General features: G+C 56.9%; 20 protein-coding genes. 12 read left to right on the top strand and 8 right to left on the bottom strand.

The annotated features are described in order from the left end of the window. From PEL01S_RS21885 to PEL01S_RS21870, 4 genes are all read right to left on the bottom strand, one after another. Entirely contained in the window at positions 1–987 is a 987-nt protein-coding gene (locus PEL01S_RS21885; protein ID WP_127461840.1) for an ABC transporter permease, read from the bottom strand. After that, a complete protein-coding gene (locus tag PEL01S_RS21880) occupies positions 984–2,621 on the bottom strand; it encodes an extracellular solute-binding protein (RefSeq protein WP_255320149.1) in 1,638 nt (545 codons plus the stop codon). The genes PEL01S_RS21885 and PEL01S_RS21880 overlap by 4 nt, the downstream gene beginning before the upstream one ends. A 221-nt stretch (positions 2,622–2,842) precedes the next feature. Continuing rightward, complete coding sequence (locus PEL01S_RS21875; RefSeq protein ID WP_127461838.1) at positions 2,843–5,092, bottom strand: helix-turn-helix domain-containing protein; 2,250 nt, start codon at positions 5,090–5,092, stop codon at positions 2,843–2,845. A 224-nt stretch (positions 5,093–5,316) separates the two neighbouring features. After that, positions 5,317–6,615 (bottom strand): MDR family MFS transporter, encoded by a 1,299-nt coding sequence (locus PEL01S_RS21870; protein WP_127461837.1) that lies wholly within the window; start codon positions 6,613–6,615, stop codon positions 5,317–5,319. Positions 6,616–7,063: 448 nt separating this feature from the next. On the opposite strand from PEL01S_RS21870, the gene PEL01S_RS21865 reads away from it, so the two are divergent. From PEL01S_RS21865 to PEL01S_RS21825, 9 genes are all read left to right on the top strand, one after another. After that, positions 7,064–7,651 carry a CD3073 family putative ECF transporter S component gene (locus tag PEL01S_RS21865; RefSeq protein WP_164824305.1) on the top strand — a complete coding sequence of 196 codons (588 nt, stop codon included), beginning with the start codon at positions 7,064–7,066 and terminating at the stop codon, positions 7,649–7,651. Next, a complete protein-coding gene (locus PEL01S_RS21860) occupies positions 7,638–8,132 on the top strand; it encodes a CD3072 family TudS-related putative desulfidase (protein ID WP_127461835.1) in 495 nt (164 codons plus the stop codon). Before PEL01S_RS21865 ends, PEL01S_RS21860 begins: the two co-directional genes overlap by 14 nt. Positions 8,133–8,141: 9 nt before the next feature. Further along, a complete protein-coding gene (locus tag PEL01S_RS21855) occupies positions 8,142–8,966 on the top strand; it encodes an ATP-binding cassette domain-containing protein (RefSeq protein WP_127461834.1) in 825 nt (274 codons plus the stop codon). Further along, positions 8,951–9,835: an ATP-binding cassette domain-containing protein gene (locus tag PEL01S_RS21850; protein ID WP_127461833.1), complete on the top strand. Its 885-nt coding sequence runs from the start codon at positions 8,951–8,953 to the stop codon at positions 9,833–9,835. Before PEL01S_RS21855 ends, PEL01S_RS21850 begins: the two co-directional genes overlap by 16 nt. A gap of 14 nt (positions 9,836–9,849) precedes the next feature. Then, entirely contained in the window at positions 9,850–10,641 is a 792-nt protein-coding gene (locus tag PEL01S_RS21845; RefSeq protein WP_127461832.1) for an energy-coupling factor transporter transmembrane component T family protein, read from the top strand. Positions 10,642–10,830: 189 nt separating this feature from the next. Next, a complete protein-coding gene (locus PEL01S_RS21840; protein ID WP_174806987.1) occupies positions 10,831–11,418 on the top strand; it encodes a TetR/AcrR family transcriptional regulator in 588 nt (195 codons plus the stop codon). 39 nt (positions 11,419–11,457) lie between these two features. After that, positions 11,458–12,966, top strand: coding sequence for an extracellular solute-binding protein (locus tag PEL01S_RS21835; RefSeq protein WP_127461831.1), 1,509 nt, complete (start codon positions 11,458–11,460; stop codon positions 12,964–12,966). Continuing rightward, entirely contained in the window at positions 12,966–14,810 is a 1,845-nt protein-coding gene (locus PEL01S_RS21830; protein WP_127461851.1) for a sensor histidine kinase, read from the top strand. The genes PEL01S_RS21835 and PEL01S_RS21830 overlap by 1 nt, the downstream gene beginning before the upstream one ends. After that, a complete protein-coding gene (locus PEL01S_RS21825; RefSeq protein ID WP_127461830.1) occupies positions 14,807–16,405 on the top strand; it encodes a response regulator in 1,599 nt (532 codons plus the stop codon). The genes PEL01S_RS21830 and PEL01S_RS21825 overlap by 4 nt, the downstream gene beginning before the upstream one ends. Positions 16,406–16,497: 92 nt before the next feature. On the opposite strand, the gene PEL01S_RS21820 is transcribed toward PEL01S_RS21825, so the two are convergent. Continuing rightward, entirely contained in the window at positions 16,498–17,550 is a 1,053-nt protein-coding gene (locus tag PEL01S_RS21820; RefSeq protein WP_127461829.1) for a YrpD family protein, read from the bottom strand. Positions 17,551–17,823: 273 nt separating this feature from the next. On the opposite strand from PEL01S_RS21820, the gene PEL01S_RS21815 reads away from it, so the two are divergent. The 3 genes from PEL01S_RS21815 (at position 17,824) to PEL01S_RS21805 (ending at position 21,244) form a co-directional block, all read left to right on the top strand. Continuing rightward, positions 17,824–18,750 carry an ABC transporter permease gene (locus tag PEL01S_RS21815; RefSeq protein WP_127461828.1) on the top strand — a complete coding sequence of 309 codons (927 nt, stop codon included), beginning with the start codon at positions 17,824–17,826 and terminating at the stop codon, positions 18,748–18,750. A gap of 73 nt (positions 18,751–18,823) precedes the next feature. Next, positions 18,824–19,705, top strand: a complete 882-nt coding sequence (locus PEL01S_RS21810) for a carbohydrate ABC transporter permease (RefSeq protein WP_371860722.1) — start codon at positions 18,824–18,826, stop codon at positions 19,703–19,705. Positions 19,706–19,759: 54 nt separating this feature from the next. After that, the gene (locus PEL01S_RS21805) at positions 19,760–21,244 is read left to right on the top strand and encodes an extracellular solute-binding protein (protein ID WP_127461826.1); all 1,485 of its coding nucleotides are present in this window, start codon (positions 19,760–19,762) and stop codon (positions 21,242–21,244) included. A gap of 71 nt (positions 21,245–21,315) precedes the next feature. Here PEL01S_RS21805 and PEL01S_RS21800 read toward each other — a convergent pair whose 3' ends face one another. From PEL01S_RS21800 to PEL01S_RS21790, 3 genes are read right to left on the bottom strand one after another with little or no spacing between them, the layout of a single operon-like run. Continuing rightward, positions 21,316–22,377 carry a Gfo/Idh/MocA family protein gene (locus PEL01S_RS21800; protein WP_127461825.1) on the bottom strand — a complete coding sequence of 354 codons (1,062 nt, stop codon included), beginning with the start codon at positions 22,375–22,377 and terminating at the stop codon, positions 21,316–21,318. Positions 22,378–22,422: 45 nt separating this feature from the next. Further along, positions 22,423–23,997 carry an FAD-dependent oxidoreductase gene (locus tag PEL01S_RS21795; RefSeq protein ID WP_127461824.1) on the bottom strand — a complete coding sequence of 525 codons (1,575 nt, stop codon included), beginning with the start codon at positions 23,995–23,997 and terminating at the stop codon, positions 22,423–22,425. Next, positions 23,994–24,836, bottom strand: coding sequence for a sugar phosphate isomerase/epimerase family protein (locus PEL01S_RS21790; protein WP_127461823.1), 843 nt, complete (start codon positions 24,834–24,836; stop codon positions 23,994–23,996). The genes PEL01S_RS21795 and PEL01S_RS21790 overlap by 4 nt, the downstream gene beginning before the upstream one ends. Positions 24,837–24,922: the final 86 nt, after the last annotated feature.

Genomic DNA, 24,922 nt, shown 5'->3' with positions numbered 1-24,922 from the left:
TCACCATAACGATTGGTTGAATTTTCTGGCGATCCGGTTTGCGCCGACGACCAAAATGAGCCCGATCACGGATTCGAACAGTCCCATGGACGTCGTCAAGCTGTAAAGCCCGTTTTGGATCCCGATCGTGTAAATGTACGTGCTGATGACGTTCGATACGTCCGACACGACGGCGTTCTGCAGGTTGTAGATCGGATCGAAGCCGACATCCATGACGCGCCCCATCGAAAGGATCAGCATGATGGTCGCCGTCGGAACAATGCCGGGTAGGGTGATGTGCCAAATTTGTCTTAGCTTCGAAGCCCCGTCCATGCTCGCCGCTTCGTACAGATGCGGATCGATCGAGCTCATCGCGGCCAAATAAATAATGGCCCCGAAGCCGGCTTCCTTCCAAACGCTCGAGCCGAAAAAGATCGTCAGCCAGGAGCCGGCCTGGTACAGAAACGGATACTTCGCGCCCGTCCATTGCTCCAGCAGCGCATTCACGACGCCGGCCTGAGACCCGAACAGCGTAACGACGATCCCCCCGATAATGACCCAGGAGAAAAAGTGCGGCAAATACAATAGCGTCTGCACCGTCTTCTTCCACCACATCCTGCGCACTTCGTTCAGCATGACCGCGACCAGAATCGGGAACGGAAACCCGATCACAATACCGAAGAAGCTCAGCAGAAAGGTGTTTTTCACGATCTGAATGGTTTGGGGGTTACTGAATATGATCTTGAAATTGTCCAGACCGATCCATGGGCTCCCCCAGATGCCTTGCATCAGGTTATACTGCTTAAACGCGATCACATTGCCGAGAATCGGAATATACCGGAAGGCCACAAAAAAGGCGATGACCGGAATAAACATCAAAATTAACGGAACATTTTGCTTCAGCCTTTTTCTTTGGAGCCTGCGGACAGAAGTATGGGCTTCAGAAGGCTTCATCGGATACGACAGCGTCTGCTTTTGGATAGGATCATCCCCTTTCCACGCTTTCACGGTTCGGTTCTTCCCCGGTTAAACTGCTGAATCTGCTCGTCGAAGGCGTACAAATCGTCCAGGAGGAACAGTGCGTTCTTGTTGTCCGCATACCATTTCGCATAAAATTCGTCCACCTTCGCCCCTCCGGCCTGCTCCCAAACGGCCTTCGCTTCTCTGAGCCCCTGATCCGCCGTAAAGCCGGGACCGTTCACGATCGCCTTCATCCAAATGTCGCCGCGGACGACGCCCGTTCCGATCTGCTTCTCTACATTTTTAACGACGATCGACAACGCGTCGGGAAGCAGCGGCAAAGTCGTCGCATTTAAGGACGGAACCGGACGCTCCTTGCTGATGTAGGCCTTCTTCGCCTGGCTGTTCAAATCGCTGAGCGCCTTATCGGTTGCCGACGGGTTTTCTATGGAATCCCCGAAGGCGCATTTACCGAACAGCACCTCCGAGGTCAGCATGTTCAGATCGGCGGTATAGACTTCCTTTTTGTTTTTTTCCGGATCGATTTTTTGCGGGCAGCCGTTGCTTCCTTTGCGCCAATGCACCCCTTCGATGCCGTTCTTGATGACGATAGCGTTCTCCGGCTTAACCATGAAATCGATATACTGGATGACGGCTTTCGGGTCCGCCGCTTTGACGTTCACGGCCGCCACCATTTGCACCGGAGCCCCCAGGACCGGGCTAAACTGGCCGAACTCGCTCTTCGGAAGCGGCAGTATGGCGATGTTCCCGTCCGGATTGTTTTTCTTAAACGTGTCGTAATCGCTGCTGCTGAGGCCCTGATGCAAATACATGCCCAATTTGCCGCTCAGAAAATCCTGCTTCGCCTTCTCCCCGTTTTTATCCGTCAGGAAGTCTTTGTCGACCAGACCTGCATCGAACAACGCTTTCTGGAACGCAACGGACGCCTTCAGACGATCCCATTCATGCACAACGCGATCGCCCTGGATGTCCCAATCGTTCAGACCGTGGCCGAACATGTGATTCACGATCGTGAAACCGTTTCCACTTAAGTTGACGCCAAACGTATCCTTTTTTCCGTTGCCGTCCGGATCTCGATTGGCGAACGCTTTGGCAACCTGCAGCAGCTCCTCCGTTGTTTTGGGCGCTTCCAGCTTTAGCTTTTGCAGCCAGTCCTCGCGAATATAAATCGCGTGGTTCGTCATCAGGGGAGTGACTCTGCCGATTTCATACAGCTTCCCGTCGTCCTTGGTGCCAAGCTTCTTGAGCAGCGGAACCTTACTCATCAGCTCCTTGTAAATCGTGCTGTGCTTGTCGATCAGTTCGTCCAAGGGCATCAGCAGCTTTTGGGCGTACCACTGATTCCGGTAATTCGTATCATACTCCAGAATTAAATCCGGAGCGGCGGCGCTGGCGAACAGGGCATTGAATTTCTGCAAAGATTCCCAACGCGGAACCGGAACGTATTTGACATCGACCGGCCCGTGCTTGTTAATCCATTCGGTCCAGCGGTTTTTGTCCCAATTCCCTTCCTCCGGCGGAATGTTATTCCGGTCGTAAATGGAAACCGTAATGCTGCCTCTCTTGGGTTCCGTCTGATGGGCCTCGGCCCCTTTCTTCTCAGACGTGTCTTGGTTGTTGCATCCGGCTGCCAGCGCTCCCGCCGCTAGTACGGTGGCCACGCTTAACACTACCCCTCGATTCCGCCCCTTTTTGTTCATCGATCGACTTCCTCTCCGCCTAATGTACTTGTATTCCTCCGGGTGAAGCCGCGGGGAATGTATGCTCAATGTAGCGCTATCCGAACTGGAAAATCAATCTACAAGATTCACCCCGTTAGCCTAAAGGAAAAAGGAGCGATAAGCCTATTTCGCACCATATGCCAAACGGAAAAAGCCTTCCGTCACGAAAGGCTTTTTCCGTGTTTTTTCCTGTATTCGCCGGGGGTGGTGCCCTCTACTTTTTTGAACGCGCGGATAAACGAGATGACGTGCAGGTATCCGACCGCACCGGAAATTTGCTGCAAAGACAGCTGCGTATTTTCCAGCAGCTCTTTGCTTTTTTCGACCTTGACGCCGACCAAGTAATCCACCAGTTTTACCCCGAATGCCTCCTTGAACAGACGGCTTAAATATTTGCCGTTCAAGCCGAATTCCTCGCAGAGCAGATTAAGGGACAGATCCGGGTTGGCATATTCCCGCTCGATATAGCTTCTCACTTCCCGAATAACGGTATATTTGCTGCGGCTCTCCTGAAGAAGCCGGATTTTCTTTTCGGTATCCGTTAAGATATCGAGAAATTGGGTCTCCACCTCATCGACCAGATCGAACGTATGCAGCACTTGGTTGAGCCGAGGCAGCGTCTCCGTCTTCCAGATCTCCCGGACATTCGGCGGAAACTCCATCATCTCGCGATACAAATGGTAGATGAAGTAATTCATCAGATTGACATGCTCTTCCCGGGAGAAGAGCGCATCCTTGACCTCCGAAAAAATCTGGCTGTAGATCGAACGCCAGTCCTCTCCCCCGGCCCGGAAAGCTTGCGCCAGAGAGCGGATCAGCTGCAAATGACGGTACGGCTCTCCCTGCAGCTTCAATCCCCTTTCATTGTGCGGAATGACAAGGTTCAAGCCAAGGCTCGATTTGTAGGCCAGTGCCGCCAAAGCACCGGCATACGAATGCGGAATATCGTCCACCTGCGCCATGCACGGCCCGACGCCGACGGTGACGGTGTAGTCCAGATTTTTTTCCACCCATGCCCTCACGCTTTCGGCGAGCGATGCGATAAACTGTTCGTCTCCGTTCTGCGCGTCCACCATTTGAAACAGCACCGTCAGCCGGTGATCTGCCGTCCACTCCGGCCATACCGTTACCGGCAGCGGCTCGGCAATTTCTTTGACCACGCTGTTCAGGACGAACTTCAATAAGTATTGGTCCCGTACGGAATATCGTTCCTTCATCGCGGAATATTTGTCAATTTCAAATACGGCCAGACCGATGCTTTCCCCAGGGGATCGTGTCCAGAACAGCTCCAGCTCCGTCGCCCAATCCCGCGGGTTCGCAGGCCGCCGGCCTTCCAGCAGCTGCAGGAAAAAATGCCGCCGCCGGTAAATCACGTCCTCTTCGTGCAGCTTCTGGTACGTATTCGACTGCTCGATCAAATTATCCAGCGCCTGCTCGATAAAATTGAACTCGTCCTTCGCTTTCCTCGTCAATTTGCTGCTCTTGTGCATGGAATACACGTTGATCCGCGAGATGATCGATTCGATCGGCTTGTAATTCCGCCTTGTCACGTAAGCCATCCAGATGGTACCTGCCGCCACAACGACGAAGCCCGAAACAATCCAAAGATAGGAGAAGACCGAAGCGTAGCGGAACAAGTGGTTATCATATACCCCGCCTTCGTACGACCATCCCGTATAATCGGATACGAAGCGCGACAGTACAGTTCCTTCCTTGCCTTTATTCTCAGGAAGCGGATCGGTGATGAGATTGCCGTTCCGGTCTTTAATTTCCACAAAGCTGACTTGGGAGCTCGACATGCTGGCAAGCATTTTTTGAATTTCCCGCACGGCGATGTTAATGACGACGACTCCCTGCTCCCCGGTCAGCAGCGGATATCTTCTTACGATGGAAACGACCGACGCGGGCGGCCGATTCTCCGGATCGAGGGCGTCCGAATAGATTCTTCGCTCGGATAACGTATAGGGGATGCGCGAATCCAGATGCCCGGTCAGGAAGGTACGGTCTCCGAATTTTTCGAGCGGAACGAACACGGCGGGACTGATTACCATGCCGTCCGAGAAACGGTACAAATAGACGGAGTCGATAAAGGTGTTAAACGTGACGAGCTCGTTTATTTTTTTGGAAACCTCATATGTGGAGAAATAATTTTGCGAACCGGCGTTCCTTTGAAAAAACGTGCGGAGCTTGTCGTTCGTCTCGATTTCATGGATCAGCATGCCGTCCGTTTCGCGCAGCGAGTGGTCGATCATCTGGATCACATGCCTCACGTACATCTGGTTTGCGTTCATCGTTTCTTTTCGGGAGAGGTCGCTAACGAACAAAAAGGCGAGCAGAATTAAAACGGAAGTCAAGCTGAAAAAGATCGGAAAATAGGAGAACAACAAGCGGTAAAACCATGTTTTTTTCATAATCCCCTCCGGGACGAATTCTTGGTCGTGATTCGCCGCGCCTCAAGCAATGCTCCCGGAGGTTCATTAAACGATCGCGGGTGAGCGGCTTTTTCTCACCCTATATTCTAGACTATAAATTGGCACTTGGCATCTATTTTTTCCAATTGTAAACATGCCCTGCGCGGCCGGGGATCCGAGCGGCTTTCCCTCAACAGGATATGCAGCCGGCGCTTGAATCATAATCAGTTCGACAGGTGTACGGTACCGCGGCCGTTACCAGAGCTATTGTCCTTCGATGAGGTGCTCCCTTGATTCAGCACCGGCATCACGGAACGGAGCATCAGCAGCCCTGCCACCCCGGTCATGAAAATTACGACTGCCATCCCCCAGCCCGGCAGCACGCCTCCGAGTATGATGTTCACTCCGCCCAGGATCATGCCTCCCCGGAATGCCATGCCGTTAATCGCCATATAAGAGCTGCGCGCGTGATCCGGTACGATGTTCACCAGAAGCGCCTGGCTGAGCGGAACGTAAATCAGCTCGCCGACCGTCGCGACGAACATCATCAGCACGAGCAGCACCGGCTGGTTGCTGTACGCGAGAAAGCTGTATCCGGCGATGCTGAGCACGAGCCCCGCGTACATGATCCGCGAATCCGAGCGGTGCCTGATCAGCGACGCGATCATAAGCGACAATAGAACGACAAGCAGCGTATTCTCGGTCCGCAGCACCCCCAGCATTTCCATGCCGTCAATCTGCCAGTCCGTCCATGGCAGCCACGGCGTCAACCGCATTTCTTTCTCCAGACGAATCGCAATATAGTCGACCAGATTAATCTCCACGGAGTAGAGAAGCACAAAGGCTCCGACATACACCATAAACACTTTATCGCGCAGCACCTGCCGGTAGTTAGCCCATAGCTTGCCTTTCTTCGGCTCCGCCGCCCCGGTTGGGCCGCCTTCGGGCCGTTTCCATGCTTCGGTGATAAAGACCCAGGTGACGGCGAAGGAAACAAACGTCATGAGCCCAACAGCGAGGAACAGCTCGAACAAGTAATCGGCGAACAGAACCGCTCCGATCATTCCGGCCGCAGCAACAGACAGGTTGTTGGTCCAATACGAAATCCGGTACATTGCTTGGCGAGCATGCGGCTCCGTCACATCGATCAGCATCGCCTCGATGGCGGGCTTGTGCAGCCCCCAGCTCGCGCTGACGACAACCGTCATGACGAGCGTCGCGACCGGCGATTGGCACCAGGGCGAGTTGACGGCAGCCATGACCAAATAAGCCGCGGCGATTGCCGCTTCGGAGATCAGCATCATGCGCTTGCGTCCGACCCGGTCCGCATAATAGCCGCCCAGCATGGCGAAGACGAGCCCCACCATGATATTGAAAATCGCCACGAAACCTGCGGCCGTCGCCCCGAGCGTTTTGGCAAAATAAACGGACATGAACGGAACGACCATACTGCCGAGCGCCCCGGTCAAAAAGCTCATTATAATACGAAGTTTAACGTTTGGATGGAAATCCCGAAATCTCATAGAGTACTCCTTGGTCACGGAAAATAAATAAAAAAGGTACTTGAATAGGTTATCTTTGGAAGCCGGGTCGGTCAAGGGAAGGTTTCGTTTAGGATAATTGTCCGCCGGCGGAATATAGATAATAACGGCCCCGGGAAGCAGGCAAAGTCAAAGTCCCACTTTCTTCAACTGCATCCAATTATCATCATTGACAACCGAACGAAAAGCACTACAATGATACTAAACTAAGTAGATGAATTTACTTGGTTTTAAGTTGTTCGACTCGTCTGTAGAATCTGCGTCAGAGCCGCAGCCGGAAGTTCATTTCGCTTCAAACCTGCGCTCCCATGCGTTTCTCGTTATGTACAAAGGGGGAATCGGATTCTTTGAATAAAGCAAGACCTTCTGATCGAAGATGGATCGAAGAAAGTCCGGTATTTATTTTATGAATCCTTGGAGGTCGTTCGGCATGAATCAAAAAACGTTAATCATCACGCTCGGCGCTTTGGCCGTGGCGATCAATGTCATTGCGGGAACGGTCGTCGGAAGCCTGAAAATTCCGTTCCTGTTCCTAGACGTCATCGGCACGATCTTTATCGCCGCCGTCTACGGCCCGTTCTGGGGCGCGCTGGTCGGCATTCTGACCAACCTGGTCTTGGGCGTGACATCCGGCTATTCGTCGATTCCTTTTGCGCTTGTGAACGCCACCGTCGGGCTGATCGTCGGCTATACCGCGCGAAAATTCGGATATACGCTGCGGTCGGCGCTTGTCTCCGGCTTCCTGCTCGGCATCGTCTGCCCCACCATCGGAACGGTCATCGCGATCGGCGTATTCGGCGGATTGACGGGCGGCGTACAGGATATTGCGGTACTGTGGCTGAAGCAAGCCGGCAGCAGCTTGTTCGCATCGGCGTTTCTCCCCCGTCTGGCTGAAAATTTAATTGATAAAATCTTGTCAGCCCTGCTCGTCTACTACGTGATCCAAGGCATTCCGCAGTCGCTCCTCAAGCGGCCGGCCAAACGCGGAACGAAGGGGGCTCCCCATGCAGCGCAGTAAAAAAATCATCGTCGCATCCCATTGCGTGCTGAACCAGAACGCCGTCGTCGCCGAGGAAGCCCGGAGTCCGGGCGTGATGAAATCGGCGGTCGATTGGGCGAATGAACAAGGATACGGCATCGTGCAGCTGCCCTGCCCCGAGTTCACGTTTCTCGGGCCGGAGCGGCCCCCGATGACGGTGGAGGAGTACGACACGCCGGAGTTTCACGCCCACAACCGGAACATTCTGCTGCCGTTCGTCGAGCAGTTGAAGGTGTATCAGGATCACGGCTACACGATTGCAGGCGGGCTCGGCATTAGCGGAAGCCCCTCCTGCGATCCGGGCAAAGGCGTCTTCATGCAGGATTTTTTGGCGCTGGCGGCGGAAAAAGGCGTGCATATCGATTTCTTCTGGCAAATTCCGAATACGGAGGACGGCTTGTTCGATCCCGCCGACGAGAAAAGCGTCTACGGCCCGGTCGCCACTTCGGAAAGGCAGTGACTACGACTTATGATCTCAATTCGAAACGTATCGTTTTCTTATACCGGCGGCGAACCGCCGGTTTGGGCGCTTCGCGATGTCAGCCTGGAGCTTGAGCCCGGCGAATTCGTCGCCTTCCTCGGCCCGAACGGCTCCGGCAAATCGTCGCTAACGAGGCTGCTGAACGGCATCGAGCTGCCGACGGAAGGCTCGATCCTTGTCGAGGGCGACAATACTGCCGACCCTCAAGCGGTCCCTTCCATCCGCAGGCGCGTCCAAATCGTATTTCAAAACCCGGAAGACCAGCAGGTCGGCCTGACGGTAGGCGAGGACATCGCTTTCGGGCTATCGAACATCGGCTGGCCGCAAGAGGACATGCAGCGCCGGATTCGCTGGGCGCTGAACGCGGTCCGGCTCGACGCCGACGAAGACCGCCTCGTGACGCAGCTGTCCGGCGGAGAGAAGCAGAAGCTGGCGCTGGCTTCCGTGCTGGCGCTCGCCCCCCGCTGCCTGATTCTGGACGAAGCGACCTCGATGCTGGACCCCGTCTCCCGGAAGCAGTTCGTGGAGACGCTGCACGAGGTTCGTCGCGAGCATCCGTTTACGCTGATCTACATCACCCACCATCTGGAGGAAGTGTTCGAAGCAGATCGCTGGGTGCTGTTCCGGCAAGGCGGCGTTCAGGCCGTCGGGAAGCCCGCGGAGCTGTGGACGCAGGAAGAGCTGCTCTCCGGCTGCGGGCTGGAGCTGCCTTACCCGCGCAGACTAGCGCTGGCGGTGCGTAAACTGGGCGTTCCCGTTTCCGACTCGCCCGGCCCCGAGGAATGGAGGAAGCTGCTATGCGCATCGAGCTGAAGAACGTGTCGTTCGCCTATGGCGGCTATGGCAAACGGCGGCGCAAAAAAGAGGCTTCCTCCTCGGTCCCGGCGGTGCTCCGAGAGATCGGGCTGGCGATCGACAAGGGCGAGATGCTGGCCGTTGCCGGCAAATCCGGCTCGGGGAAGTCGACGTTCACGCAGCTGCTCAAGGGGTTTCTGTCCCCGACCGAGGGCGAACTGCTGCTGGACAGGGTCAATCCGCATACCGCCAAGCGTCCGGAGCGGTTCGACCGGGTCGGGTACATTTTTCAGTATCCCGAGCATCAGCTGTTTGCGGCAACGGTGTTCGAGGACATCGCCTTCGGCCTGCAGCACGCCGGGCTGACGCCCGAAGCGAAGGAGGTCAAGGTCCGGGCTGCAATGACCGCGGTCGGCCTTGACTATGACGCGTTCGCAAGCCGGAGTCCGTTCGAGCTGAGCGGAGGCGAGAAGCGGCGTGTCGCCATCGCCGGCGTCATCGTGCTGGAGCCGGACGTGCTTATTCTTGACGAGCCGACGGCCGGTCTCGATCTGTCTTCGCGTCAAGCGCTATTCGAGCTGCTACACCGCTTGAACCGGGAGAACGGGATGACAATTCTGTGGGTCAGCCACCAGTTGGACGAAATTTTGGAGCACGCTTCCCGTCTCATCGCGCTGAAGGATGGCCGCTTTCTGGCCGATGGGCATCCAGCGAGATTGTTATCCGATCCGCAGCTTCTGGCGGACTTCGACTGGGAGGAGCCTCCGGCGCTGGCTGTACGCCGAATGCTTGGAGACGGCCCGGTCCTTCCCGAATCGGTCGAAGAGACCGCTCAACGGATCGCGCGAAGGTATGCGGAGCGATCCCATCCAGTTTACCTTTCCTAAGGAGCGCCTGACCTATGTCCACATCAAGCGATTTGATCTACCAAAAAAGAGACTCGTGGCTGGAGCGCTGGGACCCGCGCATGAAGATCGTCGCCGTGCTGTTGTTCGGCCTCAGTCTGCTGCTGAACCACCACCTGCTCCTGAAAAGCGCCCAGCTCGCGCTGCTCATCGTCCTCTGGGGCGTTGCCAAGCTCTCTTGGCGCGTGCTGGCGCTGACTGTTTTGTCCCTGCTGCTGTTTTTTACGTCTACGATGATTTACCAAGCCTTCCTCACACCCGTTCCGGGGGATACGTGGATCACGATCGGCTTTGTCACGTTTTCGGCGGAAGGCGCCGTGAAAGGCGTCGTTATGTGCGAGCAGATCGCCGGGATCGTGCTGCTCTTGTCGCTACTCGTGCGAACGACTTCGCCGATTGTGCTTGCAGAAGGGCTGGAACTGCTGCTCAGTCCCTTGAAGAAGCTGAAGGTGCCGGTGCACGAGGCTGTGATGATGTTCTCCATCGCCCTTCGCTTCCTCCCGCTGCTGCTGGACGAGTTCGATAAAATCCGCAAAGCGCAGACGGCCCGGGGCGGAGGCTTCCACCGCAAAGGGGTAGCCGCCCGCTTCCGGGGCGTCCTGCCGATGCTGCTGCCCTTGTTCGTGCTCTCCATCCTGCGCGCCAGAGATCTGGCCGTCGCGATGGAGTCCCGCTGCTACCAAGGCGATACCGGACGGACGCCGATCCGTGTATATCGGTTCCGCCTGCGCGACTACGTCGTGTTCGCTTTTGCGCTGTCGAACTTGACGCTGATTTTGCTCTGGTAAGCTTGCCCGAATCCGGCTGCCATAGCCCTCTTCGATCCGGTTCCCCGGCTTCTCGAAGAGGGCTTGTTTGTTTTGTTGTACGGCAGGCAGAATGTCCCTCATGCGAAAAGGAGGGATTTAGCACGAGGATGCAGAAGTATTTGGTAACTAGGAATTTTTGGGGTATTTTACAACAAAACGTTTGACGGAGTGATTGTTATCAACGAAACCTACGCCAAAATTTTGGAAACCGCCTACCGGCTTTTTGCGGAGCACGGGTTTGACAAAACAAGCCTGTCCATGATCGCCAAAGAAGTAGGAGTTTCCAAGCCCGCGATCTACTATCATTTTCCTTCCAAAGATGTGCTGATCGACGTTCTTTTCGATGAAATCGCGATGGAAATCGATTTTTCGAAATCCTTTTCCATTCAGGACTATACGAAAGACAACTTCGAAGCGAAGCTGCTGGCCGACGGCTGCCGGATGATCGAAGACCAGCGGCAGGACGAATACTTCCCCCGCATCCTGAACGAATACCTGATCCGGGGCTCCCGCAACGAACCGAAGTACGAGCAGCGGTTCCACGCGGTGACTGAAGGATTCGCCAGCGGGTTCGAGGAGCTGCTGACACACGGCGCGAAGCTTGGCGTCGTTCCGGACGAGCGAATTACAGCCAAGGCGCATATGCTGACGATGGTGATTGACAACATCGGCAACTTTATGATGATCGGCTTCAAATTCAACTATGAGGACATCTGGCAAGAGGCGGTCAAAAGCGTGCTTCGGAGCAAGGGATAAGCAAGTAAAAAAGCCAAACCACCTTTTCCAAAGGAGTAGATGGCCGTGAATGCAAAACGGATTCGTTGCCCCCTGCTGCTCGCATCGATCCTTAGCATCGTCGGACTGACTTCATGTTACCGGGCCGGCTCTCCGGAAGCCGACCCGCCGGAGCCGGTCTCCGTCGTTCTGAACAGCTTGGGGCTTACGTTCCCGAAGGGCCTGAACGAGAACCGGAACCCGTATCTCGACTACATCAAAGAGCGGACGAATCTGGATATCCGCGTCATGGTGCCGCCTTCCGAAGGATACGAAGTGAAGCTGAACGCGCTTATGGCTTCCGGCAATCCTCCGGATATGCTGAGCGTGTTCAGCGACGTCTGGGTCGCCAACTATGCCAAGAGCGGCCTCCTCCAGCCGCTGAACGATTGGATCGACCGCTACGGCTCCGCGCTGAAGGCGGGCATCCCGAAGGAGGCCTGGGATAAAGTCACCCTCAACGGCAACATCTATGCAATTCCCAGCATCAACGAAATACGCGGCACCGAGCTGATGTACGCGCGGAAGGATTGGCTGGACAAGCTTGGCCTGAAGCCGCCGCAAACGCTGGAGCAATATTACGAGGTCATTCGGGCGTTTGCCCGCAGCGGCCCGGCAGGCAGCGGCAAGCCCGAGACGCACGGGCTGACCCTCATCGAAAATTTGGGACGGTCCTCCCCTTTCTTCGGAGCGTTCGGCGTCCAGCTCGGCCAATGGCTGGAACGGGACGGCAAGCTGGTGTATGCGGACATTTTGCCCGAAACGAAGGAAGCGCTTACTTTTCTCCATCGCTTGTATGCCGAACAACTCCTCGATCCCGAATTTCCGATCAACAAAAATTGGAGCCTCTATCAAAAGGTCGCTTCCGGCCAAGTCGGGCTGTTGTCGGCAACCTGGTACGACACGCGCGGGACGATCGAGCTGAACCGGAAAAACGACCCGCAGGCCGAATGGATTCCCCTTGATTACCCTGTCGGACCGGCAGGCCACAAGGGCACGTACGAAACTTCGCTGATCCGCCAGTATCAAGTCGTTCCTGCCCACAGCCTCCGGGCCGGAGCCGTCATCCGAATGCTGAACTTCATCGCCGGGGAAGGCAACCGCGAGCTGAAGCTCGGCTTCCGGAACCAAGTCTGGAGCGAGCGGGACGGGCGCATCGTGACCGACTTCACGGAGCATGACAAGCATCTGTACCGGGGCATGTACTCCTCGCTCGTCGATTTGCCTTCCCCCGCCTTATTGAAGGAGCGGCTCGATTCGCTCGGCCCCCGCTTCCAGTTGTACTCAAACGTTCAGGCGGTCGAGCGGAATATCATTCGGGACGAATTTCAGGGTCCCCCCACCCCCGCCATGGAAAAGTACAAGAAGAAGCTGTCTGCGCTCCGTGACGTATACATCAAAATGATCGTCGGCGTCATTCCTTTGGACCGGTTCGAGTCGTATACCGACTGGTGGAGGCGGGAGGGCGGCGACGAAATCACGAAGGAAGTCAACGAGTGGTACCAAAAGCAGCGGGAGGTGGTGCGTTGATGCGACTGTGGCCTTGGTTGTACAAGCGGTATACGGAAAAAATCCAGCTCCGCCTCACCGTGTATTTCGTCCTCGTGCTGGTCCCACTCGTCATCGTCAGTCTGTTCGCCAACTTCCGTTTCCAGCGCATTCTGCTTGAGCAAACCGAGGAACGGACCAAGGGTGCGCTGACCTCTTCGATGGATTATATTGACGTCACGCTGCAAAATGTGGAGCAAATCTCGACGCTGGCCGCTACGAACAACAACCTGCTGAAGCTGCTGAACGAAACGGGGCCGAGTTTGACGGCGCAATCGTATGTCAATTTTTACGAGGTCATCAAGGAGCTCTCAAGCATCACCTCGATCAGCCCGATGGTTTCCCAAATTTCGTTGTATCACGCTTCCTCCCGAATGCTGCTTAATACCGCTAACGGAGGCAAGGTGATCGAGCATCCGCTTCAGGTGCTGAGGCTGCAGGAGCTGGCCGAAGCCGGAGGCACCGCCATTACCTACATCATGCCCGACATGGAGTTTCCGGGACGGCAGACGTTCGGTTCCGTCCTGAATACGGACAGTATTTCGCTGGTCCGTACGATGGACCTCAACAACCCGGACCGCGTGCCGAATCTGCTCATTATTACTTTGAACAAAGACAAGCTGCTCGACTTGCTCGTGTCGCTGCTGCCGTCGCCTCAAGCGCAAATCGCTCTATATAACGATATGGGGCAACTTGTGACGGGAACGGAAAGTGCCGGCCGGATGCGGAGTGGCGTGGACGAAGACAGCGGAAGCGGGTCCGTGATTTCGACGAAGGTCGATTCGGCCTACTACAAATGGTCGCTCGTGCTGACCCAGCCGAAGGAAGAATTGTACCGGGAAACGAACCTGAACCGGACATATACCTACATTATTATCGGAGTCAGCATCGTGCTCGCTTGCCTCATCTCCTGGGGGGTGTACAGCGGCATCGCTTCTCCCGTGCAGCGTCTGCTGAAGGGAATGAAGCGGGTCGGAAGCGGCAATTTTAACGTCCGGCTGGAGAACAACCGGGCCGACGAGCTCGGTTACTTGACCCGGGCGTTCAACAAGATGGTCGAGGAGCAGCGCCACCTGATCGAAAATTACTACGAGCAGCAGCTGCAGCTCGCCAACACGGAGCTGAAATTTTTACAGTCGCAGATCAACCCGCACTTCCTCTACAATACGCTCGATTCGATTTATTGGACCGCCAAAAATTACGACGCCGACGAAATCAGCGAAATGGTGCTGAATTTATCGAACTTCTTCCGGCTCAGCCTAAGCAAGGGACGAGAAACGTTCTCCGTGGAAGAAACGGTCACACACCTGCACTATTACATCCGGGTGCAGCAGCTCCGTTTTCTCGATTCGTTCACAGTCAGCTATGAGCTGTCCGAAGAAAGCAAGGACGTCCCCGTGCTGAAGCTGATGTTGCAGCCTTTGGTGGAAAATGCGATTCTTCATGGGCTGGAAAAGCGCAGAGACGGCCGTCTGCTCATCGCCAGCCGCGTGGAGGAAGGCTGTCTGGTGTTGACCGTGCAGGACAACGGGACCGGCATTCCCCCGGCGCGGCTGGAGCATATCCGCAGCGAGCTGGCCAAGCTGGCCGCCTATGAATCGGGGGCGCTATCGTACAGGCAGTGCAACCCCAAGGACTTGTTCGGCCTGCGCAACGTCATGTCGCGCATTCTCATCGTTTACGGCCAACGGGCCGAACTGCAAATAGGCAGCGCGGAGGGCCAGGGCACGACCGCGACGCTGATTCTTCCGCTGGAGAAGTGCAAGGAGAATCACGAGCTGGAGCCTCCCCATCCCGGTCTGCACCAAGAGGTGAAGCTGGCATGAACTTATTCATTGTCGAAGACGAAATCCGCCTGCGCAACAGCCTGATGCATCATATTCCGTGGGAGGACCATGGCATCGAAGTGATCGGCACGGCCGAGAACGGGCTCGAAGCGCTGCGGCTCTTCGAACGCAAGAAGCCGGATATCGTGCTGCTGGATATCGAAATGCCGCAGATGGACGGCATCACGCTGGCCCGCAAGCTGCAGGAGCTGGACCCGCTGGTGAAACTGATCATCCTGAGCGGGCACGATAATTTTGAATTCGCACAAGCCGCGATGGACGTCGGGGTGATGAAGTATTTGCTGAAGCCCGCCGGGGACGAAGAAATTCTGAAAGCGGTGCTGGAAGCGGCCGAACAGCTTCGGCAGGAGCTGGAGCGGATCAGCAATCAGGCGATGCTGCAGGAGAAATGGCGGCAGCATTTGCCGCAGCTGCGCAGCAGCTTCTTCCGGCGATGGGCGGAAGGGGCCTACAGCCTGCGCGAAGCGGTGCAGTACGGCAAGGACGTGCATCTCGATCTGAAGCCGGACCGCCAGCTTGCTGTCGCCGTGCTCGATATGGACCCGCTCCCCGAAGCGGAAACGCGCTTCGGCCCGAAGGACCGGCAGCTCCTCTTATTTTCCCTTCACAGCATCGTAAGCGAGCTGCTTCAACGGTCCAGGCATTGGAGCTTTACCGATCCGGAAGGCCGTACCGTCATCCTGTTCGATGCGGGGCCGGAGGAGGACCCGAACGACGTTCTGCTGCATGCGCATACGACCGTCACCCGGCTGCTCGGCAAAGTGAAGGAATGTCTTAAGCTCACGGCGAGCGCGGGCATCTGCGGGGCGACCGGCGGCCCGGAGGAGCTGCACAAGCTGTACGCTCAAGCCGGCAAAGCTTTGCTGTGCCGCAAAGTGTACGGGCGGGATATCGCGATTCCGTACCGGGAGGAGCCGGAAGGAACTTCCGCGCTTACGATGCAGCCGACCTTGGAGAAGGGGCTGGAGATTGCGCTGGAGACAGGCGATCCGGGCAAAGCGGAGGAGCTGGCTTCCGCGCTGTGGACGGAAGGAATGGACCGGGCCGTGTCCGTGGATGACGTGCACGAGCATGTGCTTTATTTCGTCAGCCTGCTGACCCGGACGATCCAGCGCCAAGGCTGGCGGGTCAAGGAAGTGACCGGAGACGACTACGTGTTCTTCCACAATCCGCTGCTGCTGACGACGAAGGAACAGATCCAGGCATGGCTGAGCCGCACCGTCCGCCATATCGCCGCTTACGTGCAGAACCAGCGCCAATGCATTAGCCATGATACGGTCCGGACGATCCTGGACATCGTCGAGAAGGAGCTGGACTCCGAGCTCACCCTGCATACGGTCGCGGACCGGCTGTATGTCAATTCGTCCTACTTGAGCAGGCTGTTCAAGCAGGAAACCGGGAAGCCGTTCTCTACGTACGTGCTGGAGCGCAAGATGGATGCCGCCAAAGCCGCGCTGCTCAAAGGCGCCAAGGTATACGACGCCGCCATGCTGACCGGATACCGGGACGTGAGCTATTTTACGAAGGTCTTCCGCAAATATTGGGGCGTCACACCGGGAGAGATGAAGCCCTGAGCCGTGAACCGGCAGCGGAACAAAAAAAATCGAACAAGCCCCCGGCAAGGGCTTGTTCGATTCGATTCCGCAAGTATCGCAAAAATCAGGCGTTATCTGGAAACGTTAATCGTCACATTGTTTCCGGAAACGACGACCGTCGCATAATCCTCCACATCTTTGACCGGAGTCCGCGCCGCCCCGTCCACATTCACATTTTTGAATTCGGCATAGTTCCTTCCCGTCACGCTTTCGGAACCGGCGAGAGTAGCTAACATTTTCCACTTACTTACGCTGGAGACATTGATATTCGCTACTTCCGCAACCGCCGTGAGGTACGTATCCGTTTGGGAAGAGCAGCTCATGTCGGAGCAAATGGCATACCCGCTGAGCGACAGCCGCACGCTGCCGTTCGAGTTCCGGTAAGCCGTCAGGTTCACATCCGTACCGGGCTTATACCCGTTCTTATACTGCACCTGATTATAGGGCGGCACCAACGTTCCGAATTGCTTGGAGCCTTTAAATACGGACAGCACGGGCAGCCATTTTTGATTATTGTACGCATTGCTGTACTGCAAGCCCATATCGGTTTCTACCCCTTGGCTGCCGGAGGTGCCGCTAAACCCGGCGTAAGTGTACGTTGCCCCCGAAGGTGCGCCCGTCAGCTGATTCGACGCCGCCAAGCGCACCGTCGCGTTAAGGTACGAGCCGTTCCCATTGACGATCGCCCGGCCTCCGATGCCATCGGGAAGGTTGCCCGCCATTGCCGCAAGCCGCTTGTCGGCGTCGCCGCCCGCTTCCGAAGCTGCAGCTTCGTAGACGTAGACCTTCTCCTTCGCCTGCGTCGGGCTCTTCTCATAGAAATACGCGGTATCCCCGTCGATTAACGTGTAATCGACCGTATGTCCAGCAGCTGCCGCGCTTCTCTGCAAGCCATGGGCTTGTACGCTCTCCATCCCCGCCTGGCGGGCCTTGGCCAGCACCTCGTCGATTTTTGCAGCCGTTGCCGTCCTCGTAAAGTCCGTCACTTCCGCCCCGCTCATGTCGATCGACACCGGCTCCCCTCCGCTTTTCGCACGCCCCGGTGCATCGCTGGCGCTTATCGCCGTCGGGAACACCGCCATGACGGCAGCCGCGACAGCCAATAAAACAAACCTTTTCTTCATCCAAACCACTCTCCTTGGCTTTAAATGGGATTTCCACTTTAAGTCTACAAGATTCAAATAATTCCATATAAGGGAATATAATTACTTTATTTGGTATTTATATGACAACCTGCCATAGCGAAGCGCCGTTTCCGTTTGCCTTCCGTCAAAAAACAATCAAACTACCAAAAAAGGTCATCGCCCTCTTCTACCCTCCCAGGCCTCCCCCCGGTACACTGAAATCAAGCTTCCCGCACCGCAAACCGTCGTCGAATTAAGGAGGTGCCGCACCGCGTGCGAACCGGCAAAATCAAACGGGCCCGGCTCTGGGCCGATGTCCGCCAAGACTGGGATTTGTATGCCGCGCTTGTTCCCGGCCTGCTGTTTCTGTTGTTGTTCAAATATACGCCGATGTACGGCATCGTCATCGCGTTCAAGGACTTCAACATCTTCGACGGCATGAGCGCCAGCCCATGGGTCGGCTTCAAGCATTTTGAGAAGCTGCTGACCTCCTCCGGCTTCCTGCAAGTGTTCCGCAATACGCTGCTCATTTCCGTATACAAAATCGTTTTTTTATTCCCGCTCCCGATTATCGTCGCCATTCTGATGAACGAACTGAAGCATATGCTGTTCAAGCGTACCATTCAGACGATCGTCTACCTGCCGCACTTTTTGTCCTGGGTGATCGTCAGCGGACTGTTCATCGATCTGCTATCGGTGAACGGAGGGATCGTGAATCGGTGGATCGCCCTGCTGGGCGGGGAGCCGGTGAAGTTTTTCCTGGACGGCGAGGTCTTCCGCTCCGTGCTCGTCGCCTCCGCCGGCTGGAAGGAGGTCGGCTGGAGCACGATCGTCTACTTGGCCGCCTTGACCGGCATCGACCCGCAGCTGTACGAAGCGGCCAAGATGGACGGGGCGAACAAATGGAAGCAGACGCTGCACATTACGCTGCCGGGCCTCGTGCCGATCATCCTGCTCATGTTCATTTTGCGGCTCGGATCGATTCTGGAGGCGGGGACCGAGCAGATTCTCGTCATGTACAACCCGAGCGTCTACCACGTGGCCGACGTTATCGGAACGTACGTGTACCGGATCGGCCTCGGGGAGCAGGATTACAGCTTCTCCACGGCGGTCGGCTTGTTCGAATCCGTCATCGCCTTCGTGCTGATCGTCGCCGGCAACGGACTGGCGCGAAAATATTTGAAGCGCGGCATCTGGTAAAAGGAGGAGCCTCATGATCAAAATGTCACACACTGCAAAGTCCGCACTCCGCCAACGCCCACGCCGCGGCAGCATGTCGGCTTCGCCCGCCGGGCGGGCGTTCACGGCGCTGAACTACGCGTTCTTCGTACTGCTCGGCTTGACCACGATGTTCCCGTTCCTGAATCTGATCGCCAAATCGCTGAGCAGCGAGGAAGCCGTCGTCTCCGGGCGCGTCACGCTGTTGCCGGTAGACTGGCAGATCGGCACGTACCGGTACGTCATGAGCCAATCGCTGTTCCTCGCCTCGTTTCAAGTCTCGGTGTTTGTTACGGTCGCAGGGACGCTGCTGGCGCTGTTCATGACGACGCTGGCGGCCTACCCGCTGTCCAAACCCCGGCTGCACGGCCGAAAATGGTTCATTCTGATGTACATTTTCACCATGCTGTTCAGCGGGGGGCTTATTCCGACCTATCTCCTGATGCAAAGCCTGCAACTGATCGACAAGCTGCCCGTGCTGTTCCTGCCCGCCATGATCAGCGTCTATAACATGCTCATCATTAAAAATTATTTCGAGAGCCTGCCCGACAGTCTGGAGGAATCGGCGAAGCTCGACGGGGCGGGCAATCTGACGATCCTGTGGCGCATCACGCTGCCGCTGTCCCTGCCCGTGCTGGCGACGATCGCGCTGTTCTACGCCGTCGCGTTCTGGAACGATTACTTCGCTTCGCTGATCTACATCAACACCCCGGAGAACAAGCCGCTGCAGCTGTATTTGAAGGAGCTGTTCGTCTCCTCCAGCGACACATTCCTGCAGCTCGGCGCACACCTTAACGTGGACGCGGCCATGAACACGTCGCCGCAAGCGATTCAAGCGGCCTCGATTCTGCTCGCGACCGTGCCGATCCTGCTCGTGTACCCGTTCCTGCAAAACTATTTCGTTAAAGGCGTTCTTGTCGGCTCGGTCAAGGAATAACCGTAGTGAACTATGCTTTTACTTCAACCATGACCATCCAAGGGAGGTTCTTCGATGACCAAGAAACTGGCTGCCATCCTGTCCGTGACCGTACTCGCTTCCATCGCAACTGCCTGCAGCGGCGGGGGCCCAGCCCCCGAACCGGCTAAATCGGGCACCGGGAAGCCGCAGCTGCGCCAGCTTTTGCAATACAACCGGTTCGATCCGAATAACGACCCGGTCGGCAAATACTTGAAGGAAAAAACCGGCTACGACGTCAAGTACGATATGCTGCCGGTCGAAAACGCCGACGAAAAGCTGAACCTGCTCATGGCGAACAAAGAGCCCTACGATATCATGAAGCTCAACGCGAACCAGTACGCCAAGCTGTCTTCCTCCGGCGCGCTGGAGCCACTGGATGACTTAATCAAGAAGTACGGCAAAAACATGCAGGAAGTCATCGGCCCGGCCTCGTGGAACGGCGCCAGACTGAACGGCAAATTGTACGCCATCCCGGAAGGCAGCTCGGGCGTGGCGACCGGCACGGCGCTCGTGTACCGGCAGGATTGGCTCGATGAGCTGGGGCTGAAGCCTCCGACGACCCGCGACGAGCTGTACGCCGTGCTGAAGACGGTCAAGGAGAAGAAGAACGTCATCCCGATAACCGGAGGTAAAGATCCGTTCCAGGCGGAGATCGGCTCCACCTTCGGTTGGTATTACGGTCCGGGCACGAACTGGAGCGTGCGCGACGGCAAAATTGTCCATATGGTCGAAGACCCGAAGACCAAGGACTATCTCGCGTTCATGAAGAAGCTGTACACCGAGGGGCTGCTCGACGCGGAATGGGCAATCAACCAGCCGAACAAGCTGCTGGAGAAGTTTACGAGCGGCAAGGCGTTCATGTTCCGGTCCGGGTGGTGGGACGCCGCCAATCTCAACAACACGCTGGCCAAAAACTTCCCGGACGCCAAGATCGGCATCCTGCCTTATCTGACAGGGGACAACGGAAAAGCAGCGCAGGTCGGCACCGGTGGCATTCCGTGGTTTATTGCCATCCCGAAGTGGTCTCCGAATAAAGAGGAAGCGATGAAATATTTGGACCTCAAGCTGGAGAAGGAGATATTCAAGGGGCTGGCCATCGGCCGGGAAGGGGTACACCATGAAGTGAAGGATGGCAAGTACTATCCGATTCTGCCCAAATTCAACGACGAATGGAACTTCGGAAGCGACTTTTTGACGGGAACGGACGAGAAAAATTACGAGGCGTACTGGCAAGCGCGCGTTCGCAAGAACGAGTTCGTCCAGAACAATTACGAAGCGTACCAAGCGAATGCAAAAGGAATCCTGTACCACGACGCGCTGACCTACGCCCCGCCGATGGCGGACATCTCGAAACATTCGCAGAAGCTGCAAAAACAGGCCGAGGATGCCTTCATCAAGTACGTCACCGGGGCCGAGCCGCTGGAAACCTACAACAAGTTTCTGGAGCAGTGGAGAGCAAGCGGCGGCAGCGACATGATCAAAGCGGCCAACGAATGGTACAAAAGCAGCCGCAAGTAAACGCCGCACAACAGCCCGCCCGACCTTTTATGGTTACAGGCGGGCTTTTCGCTTGTGCTGCTCAGCGATAGTTAAAATCGAATTTCGGCGCCTTGGGCGGCGGACTCGTAAATGCCGCACAGCATCTTCATCATCTCGACGCCGTCTTCCACCGGGCTGATCGTTTCCTTCGTGCCCCGGCATACCTCGATAAAATAATCGATCTCATCCTGAAAGCCGGAGGCGAAATCGAACGACAAGTTGTTGATCTGCGGGACGATATTCAAAATCGTGTCGTGCCGCTCCGTAACGATCGCCAGCTTCGGCTCCAGCTCCACGCCGCCCTTCTCGCCGTACAGCTTGACGGTCAGTTCGTCTTCCTTGGCATGCAGGGCGAAGCTGACGTCCACAAGCAGGGACGCCCCGTTCTCGAAGCGGATCAAGGCGTTCGCCAAATCCTCCACATCGTTGTGCCCGGCGTCGTAATCGGCGGCCTTGTAGAACGCGAGGTTTTTGATGTTGGAGCGGTTCCCGAGCCTGCGGTACGTATTGCCGGATACGGACTTGACCTTCGGTCTGCCCATCATATACCAGCACAGATCGATCACGTGAACGCCTACGTCGATCAGCGGTCCCCCGCCGGAACGCTCGATATCCGAGAACCAGCCGCCCGGGTTGCCCAGTCTGCGGATGCAGGACGCTTTGGCGTAATAAATGTCGCCGAGCTCCCCGTTGTCCGCAAACTGCTTGACGATACGCGTGTTGGCACCGTATCTGCGCACAAAGCCGACCTGCAGCGTCTTCCCGCTGCGGCGCACAGCCTGCTCGACGGCTAACGCTTCTTCCACGGTCTTGCAAAGCGGCTTCTCGCAGAGCACATGCTTCCCCGCATCGAGCGCTGCGATGCTGATCGGCGCGTGGCCGTTATTCCACGTGCAGATGCTGACAGCGTCGATGTCGGGACGGGACAGCAGCTCCCGGTAATCCGTGTAGACGTGCGGAATGCCGTATTTTTCCGCTTTCGCTTGCGCCCGGGTTTCGTTAAGGTCGCAAATGGCTGCGAGTTCCGCTCGGGGATTGTTCCGGTACGATTGCAGATGCAATTCCGAGATCGAGCCCGCTCCGATGATAGCAATGCGGATTTTGTTGCTCATGACACTACACCTCGTTTTGTGATCAAATAAGGTTTACCCACTCGGCTAAATGGCGTGCACCGATGGCCAAACCAGCTCCACGCCTTCTCGGGTCAACAGCGATTGGAACGCCGAGAGCTGCTGCGCGTTTCCGCGGACGGCCCGCGGGGTGATGCGCTTGTCGATGCAATAGGCGGCAAGAGCGCCGGCCGCTTCCCCGATATTCCACTCGACCGGGTGAAGCCGGTAGCAGCCGTTCGTAATGTGGGTGACGCCCAAATTTTTGCAGGCGGGCAGCAGGTTCTCCACGCGGATCGGAATCAGGCTGCCGAGCGGAATTTGAAACGGCAGCGACGAGATGTCGATATAGTTCCGTCCGGCCGTGCTCGGATGCAAATCGATACGGTAGGCCCCGATACCGACCGAATCGTGGAACGCCGCCGCTTGGCCGCCGGGGCGGCAATCGGCGCCGACATGCTGCTCCAGCACGGTAAATTCGGCCCGGATGCGCCGCGATTCGCGAATGTACGGATACATCGCCAGTCCGTCCTCCGTGCCGACGATGTCGGGACGCAGGCGCAAGCCCGGGTAGCCCTGCCCGCCGTCCGGCCGGGGCGCTTCCGTCTGCAGCCAGTACAGCAGCGACAGGCTGAGCTGCTTGGCGCCCTCCAGATGGCGCCGGCGCTCCTCCTCGCTCACCTCGATGACGGGGCCCAACCAATAGTCGTTTTGCGGCCAATTGACGAGCGTCGCATGGCTGCGGTACGTACCTTCGGCAAAATGCGTTTTATCGACGATCTGCCTGTATTGAAACAGCGAATAGCGCTCCGTGCCTGGGAACAGCTCGTAAGTGACCGGCTCCAGCGTAGACGGGCGCACGCCGGTCCAGCTCAACTGCTTATCCGGCCAGAAGTCGGCCCGGTAGTTGCGCCAGAACGAATATTGAGAAGGCTTCGCAATCGTATGGTCTTCGCCGGGCAAGTAATCCATCGCGAAGCAGTAGGTGAAGCCCTGCATATCGAGCGGGTCGGCCGCTCCGTCCAAAGCGTGCGGCTCGCCGGTCTGGCTGCGGGACTCCGCTCCGGTCACGTACTCGACTCCCGCCAGCGGCAGTACATCTCCGCACTCGGTCGCGTCGATGATATAAGAGGCGGTCAGCACGGTGCGATCCCCGGTCCGCAGGCAGCGCACCGTCACTGACAAGACGCGGTCTCCGTCGGTTTCGGCGTTCTCCGCCATATGTCGCATCAAAATCGTTACCTGCCCGCTGTGAACGAACGGAGCGAGCATCTGCTGCAGCACGGCGAGGGCCGTCCGCGGCTCGTGGCACAACCGGCTGACACCGCCGCTACCGGGGTTCAGCAGAAGATTCGACCGCGCTGCGGCCGTCAGCGGAAAATGCCGCCGGTAATAGCTGCGCACGCCGTCCCGGAACTGCCGATAGCTGCGCGTACAGCCGAACTGCTCGATCCACGGATGCTCATCCGGCGGCACCGCCTGGCTCGTCAGCTGTCCGCCGATCCATTCCGTTTCCTCGGTCATGATCACGCGCTTCCCGAGTCTGGCCGCGGCCAATGCCGCCGCACATCCGCCGGTTCCGCCTCCGATGACGACGATCTCCGCCTCCCGCTCTCGGATCATGGCCTGCCCTCCCCATGCGTACGGTTGTACTCATCTGCAAAAGCATAGCTTCCGCGAATGCCCACGGCTTCATCGCCTGTCCCTTCGTACTCCAGCACGTACGCCCCGGCATAACCGGACGCTTCGAGACGTTCGATCAGCGAAGTCAGACGCGTATCGCCCTCGCCTGCCACGGCGCCTTCGAACGTCTGGCCGCCCAGCGATTGATACCTTCCTTCCGGATGCCGCTTGAAATCCTTGACATGGACATGCGCAATATACGGCAGCAGCGGCTCGATCGCTTGTAAAGGATGCTCGTCGACCAGCAGAAAGTTGCCCGTATCGAACGTCGAGCGTAATGCTTTTGACCCGACTTGCTCAATGATGTCTTTCACCTGCCCGCCTCTCCCGGCCAACTGGCCGTGGTTTTCCAGAGCGAGCGTAATCCCGGCTTCTTCCGCCCGCTTCGCCGCTTCGGACAGGCCGTTTATGATCCAGCCGCGCGCCTGGTCGTAGTCGTTTTCCGAATGCAGACTGCCGGAGAAGACGCGAACGACGGACGTGCCGAGCGCCTTCGCCACCGGGAACGCGTCCGTAATTTCCCGCAAGGCCGCTGACCGCCCTTCCTCCAAGGCGCTGACGAAATCGTTACCGACCGCATAGCTGACGACCCGGATGCCGTTCTCCCGGGTGTAACGAACAACTTCGTCAAGCTCCCGAGCCTGATTTTGCCAAAATACGTTCAGCAGCTCGACCGAATCGATGCCCTCCTTACGGCAAAACGACAAAAAATCGATGACCGTCCAACCGCCTGCCCTCACCGTACGATGCAAGCTCCACATGCTTAACGAAAGCTTCATAAGGCTCCTCCCCGAAATGCGGATAGCGATTTGAGAATGTTCTTCCCCCTCATTGTATTCAATGGCCTTCGGATTCAATAGAGAGA

The organism is Paenibacillus elgii NBRC 100335, from assembly GCF_004000865.1.
GTDB classification, from domain to species: Bacteria; Bacillota; Bacilli; order Paenibacillales; family NBRC-103111; genus Paenibacillus_G; species Paenibacillus_G elgii.
This window is presented reverse-complemented; position numbering and strand designations above follow the sequence as displayed.

What these genes read in the sequence shown, in the direction of transcription:
- PEL01S_RS21850 (WP_127461833.1), top strand. Translation starts at nt 8,951, where the DNA reads ATGCGCATCGAGCTGAAGAACGTGTCGTTCGCCTATGGCGGCTATGGC.
- PEL01S_RS21870 (WP_127461837.1), bottom strand. Translation starts at nt 6,615, where the DNA reads ATGAGATTTCGGGATTTCCATCCAAACGTTAAACTTCGTATTATAATG.
- PEL01S_RS21875 (WP_127461838.1), bottom strand. Translation starts at nt 5,092, where the DNA reads ATGAAAAAAACATGGTTTTACCGCTTGTTGTTCTCCTATTTTCCGATC.
- PEL01S_RS21795 (WP_127461824.1), bottom strand. Translation starts at nt 23,997, where the DNA reads ATGATCCGAGAGCGGGAGGCGGAGATCGTCGTCATCGGAGGCGGAACC.
- PEL01S_RS21790 (WP_127461823.1), bottom strand. Translation starts at nt 24,836, where the DNA reads ATGAAGCTTTCGTTAAGCATGTGGAGCTTGCATCGTACGGTGAGGGCA.
- PEL01S_RS21845 (WP_127461832.1), top strand. Translation starts at nt 9,850, where the DNA reads ATGTCCACATCAAGCGATTTGATCTACCAAAAAAGAGACTCGTGGCTG.
- PEL01S_RS21860 (WP_127461835.1), top strand. Translation starts at nt 7,638, where the DNA reads ATGCAGCGCAGTAAAAAAATCATCGTCGCATCCCATTGCGTGCTGAAC.
- PEL01S_RS21800 (WP_127461825.1), bottom strand. Translation starts at nt 22,377, where the DNA reads ATGAGCAACAAAATCCGCATTGCTATCATCGGAGCGGGCTCGATCTCG.
- PEL01S_RS21810 (WP_371860722.1), top strand. Translation starts at nt 18,824, where the DNA reads ATGTCGGCTTCGCCCGCCGGGCGGGCGTTCACGGCGCTGAACTACGCG.
- PEL01S_RS21805 (WP_127461826.1), top strand. Translation starts at nt 19,760, where the DNA reads ATGACCAAGAAACTGGCTGCCATCCTGTCCGTGACCGTACTCGCTTCC.
- PEL01S_RS21830 (WP_127461851.1), top strand. Translation starts at nt 12,966, where the DNA reads ATGCGACTGTGGCCTTGGTTGTACAAGCGGTATACGGAAAAAATCCAG.
- PEL01S_RS21835 (WP_127461831.1), top strand. Translation starts at nt 11,458, where the DNA reads ATGGCCGTGAATGCAAAACGGATTCGTTGCCCCCTGCTGCTCGCATCG.
- PEL01S_RS21820 (WP_127461829.1), bottom strand. Translation starts at nt 17,550, where the DNA reads ATGAAGAAAAGGTTTGTTTTATTGGCTGTCGCGGCTGCCGTCATGGCG.
- PEL01S_RS21855 (WP_127461834.1), top strand. Translation starts at nt 8,142, where the DNA reads ATGATCTCAATTCGAAACGTATCGTTTTCTTATACCGGCGGCGAACCG.
- PEL01S_RS21825 (WP_127461830.1), top strand. Translation starts at nt 14,807, where the DNA reads ATGAACTTATTCATTGTCGAAGACGAAATCCGCCTGCGCAACAGCCTG.
- PEL01S_RS21865 (WP_164824305.1), top strand. Translation starts at nt 7,064, where the DNA reads ATGAATCAAAAAACGTTAATCATCACGCTCGGCGCTTTGGCCGTGGCG.